This is a genomic window from Paenibacillus sp. P4_E11 (assembly GCF_056401635.1).
The window spans coordinates 1-4,103 of sequence record NZ_JBFUIX010000228.1 but is presented as its reverse complement, the minus strand read 5'-3'; the positions used below and the strand labels follow the sequence as shown (position 1 = coordinate 4,103).

The 4,103-nt window shown below is 43.6% G+C and carries 4 protein-coding genes; 3 read left to right on the top strand and 1 reads right to left on the bottom strand.

Annotated elements, in window-relative coordinates; translation table 11 throughout:
• On the bottom strand, window positions 1-1,005 hold a 1,005-nt coding region (locus tag AC1DWB_RS31815; protein WP_477545106.1), incomplete at its 3' end, for an ATP-grasp domain-containing protein.
• Window positions 1,006-1,238: 233 nt separating this feature from the next.
• On the opposite strand from AC1DWB_RS31815, the gene AC1DWB_RS31810 reads away from it, so the two are divergent.
• From AC1DWB_RS31810 to AC1DWB_RS31800, 3 genes are all read left to right on the top strand, one after another.
• Complete coding sequence (locus AC1DWB_RS31810) at window positions 1,239-1,967, top strand: glycosyltransferase family 2 protein (protein ID WP_477545105.1); 729 nt, start codon at window positions 1,239-1,241, stop codon at window positions 1,965-1,967.
• A gap of 243 nt (window positions 1,968-2,210) precedes the next feature.
• Window positions 2,211-2,912: a PIG-L deacetylase family protein gene (locus tag AC1DWB_RS31805; protein ID WP_477545104.1), complete on the top strand. Its 702-nt coding sequence runs from the start codon at window positions 2,211-2,213 to the stop codon at window positions 2,910-2,912.
• A gap of 63 nt (window positions 2,913-2,975) precedes the next feature.
• Window positions 2,976-3,695: a glycosyltransferase family 2 protein gene (locus AC1DWB_RS31800; protein WP_477545103.1), complete on the top strand. Its 720-nt coding sequence runs from the start codon at window positions 2,976-2,978 to the stop codon at window positions 3,693-3,695.
• Window positions 3,696-4,103 lie beyond the last annotated feature (408 nt).

The window sequence follows — 4,103 nt, the reverse complement described above, 5'->3', positions numbered from 1 at the left end:
CCATATTACTTTCGACTCCAGATGCATTGGCAGCACTCCTAAAGCCTGCTTAACGCCCAGAACCGGCAGATTGATCCCCGCCGCCGTACAATGAACAATCGTTCCCTGCATTCTAGGATTGATCTCCACGATTTTAGGCTGACGAGACCGGTCCCTTCTTATTTGAATCCCAATATTACCATGTAATCCCAGACGCTCCACCACCTCGGCAGCATAGTCGATGATATCTTGATCTTTACGAATGAGACTCTTGGTCGAAATCCCGCCTATGGTCGCTTCTCGAAGACGGGGGACAGCAATCATGACTTTCCCATTCTCCGCTAACACATCCACGCTGTACTCCTCATGGGGCAAATATTCCATTACAAGCACTTCCGGAAATTCCTTTCTACCTTGAATAACGCGAAGGAGCTCGGAATGACTGATATAAACAGACGTTGGCTTGTGTCGAAACAGCAGCTCAAAGCGGTCAATATGGTCATCCAAGATGTGGAATCCTCGGCTTCCGTCAGAGATCGTTGGCTTAAAACAGACCGGTTGTTCTGGATACCCCAACGCCATTAGAGCCTTTTTAAACTGCTCGGCAGATGAGGTCACTTGAAACGAGGGGACGGCGATCCCCATCTTTTGCAGTACGTTGTACAGTATTCCTTTATTAATCACGTTTTGTAATACAGGGACAGAAGACAGGTTCATGTTCGTACCCCGTTGAATTAATACATCCCGATGCTCCGAAAGCTTGATCAGTTCATCCGTGACAAGTGAGAAGAGCACATCAATTTTTTCTTTCATGCAGATTTGTTCGATAAAGGGAATGAATTGTTCGTCCGATGCCCTCGGTCCTACATAATGCCAGTCAGTCATGTGGAATCCGGCCGAAAGCGGATTGCAATCAACGCCGACGATGTGGAACTTATAGTCCTCACTATTTCTCAGCGATTGAATTACACCTGGAGCCGCGGGAGATCCGGCACCGGTTAAGAGAACACGGACGATTGGTTTCATCTATCACTCACACACCTATTCTTTTTAACATCAATATAGTCGCTGTCGGGATAAGTTGTTTCAGACAGGCACCTAAAAATGCCGCAAAATAGGTTGCAGCATAGGAATCGCTCAACCCCTAGCCATAGACTGTAACATATAGCGAGCATTTAAACATAGCAAAGTGGTGTCAAAGCTTCTTACGTCTCTGAGGTTAATCTCGAATGACAATAAATTATCAAAGAGGTGCCGGCATGTCCAAACTCGGGAAAAATCAAAAGTCTGCAGCGGGGATTACCGTAATCACGAGCACCAATAAACCGCATTTTATAGCGCATATGTTTCGGAATTATCGTAGACAGGTTTGGTCGAATAAGGAATGGATCATTGTATTGAATATGGACAAAGTCAATATTAAACGATATCAAGACATGGCATCCAAATTTAAGAATATCCGCGTGTTTCAGCTGCCCGGTCGCCGGTCGTTAGGACAATGCTTAAACTTTGCTTCCGCACGAGCCAAGCATTCCTATATCACCAGGATGGACGATGATGAGTATTATGCGCCTTATTACCTGACCGGCATCATGCGTTCTTTTCGAAAATCAAAGGCGGGTCTCGTTGGTAAACGCGCTTATTTTATCCATTTAAGCGGTAGCAAAATGCTACTGCAGCGCTTTCGTCCGGAAAATCGTTTTGTCACCATTCTGGCAGGTGGAACGATCTCCTATAAGAAAAGTGTGTGGAAAAAAGTAAAATTCGCCAACCTCTCGCTCGGAGAAGATGTGAGGTTTTGCCGGTCCTGCCGGCGTAAAGGCTTTAAAATTTACGCAGGGGACAAGTATAATTTCTGTGCATTGAGGCGGAAGCAGCATAACTCACACACCTGGAAAGTGAGCGACCGGGAATTTATTAATCACCGGCACACTCGAGTTGTTCGAAAGAACTGCACGACCTACAGAAAATTCGTGGTACGTCATTGATCTCCATTTGATCGAATAAGAATAAGTCTTCGAGTACGCTCGAAGGCCTATCTTGCGTCCATAATCTCCGGATCTCCGGGTCAAATCTCTATCTTCTTCTTCCCTTCTCTACGATTTTCAGTGAGGTTCAGGCGCCGGACAAGCGACTAATTTTATAAGGAATAGGGCGTAGCATAGGAATCTCCTATTATTATTTCATAGAGTATGTCAGATCGATAAAAAACTCGAAGAAGGTGTATAATAATGGGCATTTTCCTCTACTCCGGTCATCGTGCACTTGTTTTAGCCCCTCACGCGGATGATGAAACGCTAGGCTGTGCCGGTGTCATACAGAAATATATAAGTCAAGGTAGTTCGGTTCGAACCGTTATAGCCGCCATAACTTTAAATGACTCCAATCGCTACAGTAAGGAAGAAAGCGGATACGGCATCTATAGTGGAAGGAGGAGATTATCGGAATTTAAAGAAGCGATGCGTCTGCTCGGAGTGGTAGACTATCATATTCTTTATCCGGACAATTCCGGCAAACAGCTTTACGACAGCAAACTCGACCTTATCCCCCGAGCAGAGCTGGTTGCACATATCGAACGCCATATAGAGGAATTTCGTCCAACTGTATTATACATCCCATCCATCACCAAACATCAGGACCACGAGGCTCTCCATCAAGCGGCAATAGCGGCGGCGCGACCGTATTTCTGGAACGGAACCGTCTTGGTTTATGAGACCGACGGAGAACTTACATTTCAGCCGAATCTCTATATATCGCTTACGAAAGAGGAAATGAACCTCAAAATGAGGGCATTGGAAGCTTACAAGACTCAGATCGGATCCATCCGTCACCCCGTTCATCCTGAAAGTCTCATCCATAAAGCGAAATTTCGCGGTAATCAGACTTACGAGGAATTTGCAGAAGCATTTGAAATCATCCGTATGCACGGTTAAGTTCCACATCGATTTCTATGATGACAAGAAAATAAGTCGTGCGATCTTAGGAAGGAGCTCATTATGAGTATGCATACCAGCCGCCAAAGCGGGGTCTCGGTCATTACTTGCACGAACCGTCCACTTTTCTTCAATAAACTAATCAATAATTACAGAAGGCAACGCTACAAAGCAAAGGAGCTTATCATCGTTTTAAACAAAGGTAGCATGAACCTGACAGAATATCGTCGGAAGGCTTCTCGATTTCCAAATATCAAGGTCTATAAAAGGCCTGATAAGTTTTGTTTGGGCAGTTGTTTGAATTACGGAATTAATAAAGCCATATATCCAATCATAGCCAAGTTTGACGATGATGATTACTATTCACCTAATTATTTAAAAGAACAGGTAGGAGCTCTGCGTCGTACAGGTGCCGGAATAGTCGGGAAAGGAGCTCATTTGAAGTTTTTCGAAGGAAGGCGCCTCCTTGTAATTACAACGCCCTCTCGAAAAAATAAATTCGTGAAATATGTGGCCGGTGGTTCCCTGTTGTTCAGGAGGCAATTACACAAACGTATTCGATTTGCTAAACTGACGCTCGGAGAAGATGTTAATTTTATGCGAAGATGCCGTGCTAAAGGATACAAACTGTTCGCCACTTCGCCTTACAATTTCGTAGGCATTAGAAGAAAAAATAAACAGAGCCATACCTGGAAAGCAAGCGACAAAGCTGTGCTAAAAGGAAGTTTATTTGTTGCAAGAACAACTCACTTCCGCAAATGGGCGGATCGGCCGGTGAAATGACCCGTCTATATACCTTCTGTTGGGTATTTTTCGCAGATTTTAAGCATAAAAACGGGACGTCTACTACTCAATAGCCGCCCGTTTTTTATTTAGTTGCCGTTTATCCTACACAAAAGAAGCTGCTGGGATCTCTAGCAACTCTCCCGTACAAGTGAAATAGAGATAGATGTGTGGCGTCATAATTACTGAGAATATCCGCAATGTTCAAAATGTATACTTATGCATGATTTGTATATTTGATTTAATATGGATTTCGTTCATTTACATTATAACAAAAAGAGTGCTTCACATTGACATAGAATAAGTCAATGTGAAGCACTCTTTATTATTTTCAGTATCAAATGTAACCCAAGTGAAATTGATCCCGCCACTATCATTTCATTATATATTTAAATATCTACGAAATGT

Bases quoted from the DNA above. Each gene is read 5' to 3' on its own strand.
- AC1DWB_RS31805 (WP_477545104.1), top strand. From the start codon at position 2,211: ATGGGCATTTTCCTCTACTCCGGTCATCGTGCACTTGTTTTAGCCCCT.
- AC1DWB_RS31810 (WP_477545105.1), top strand. From the start codon at position 1,239: ATGTCCAAACTCGGGAAAAATCAAAAGTCTGCAGCGGGGATTACCGTA.
- AC1DWB_RS31800 (WP_477545103.1), top strand. From the start codon at position 2,976: ATGAGTATGCATACCAGCCGCCAAAGCGGGGTCTCGGTCATTACTTGC.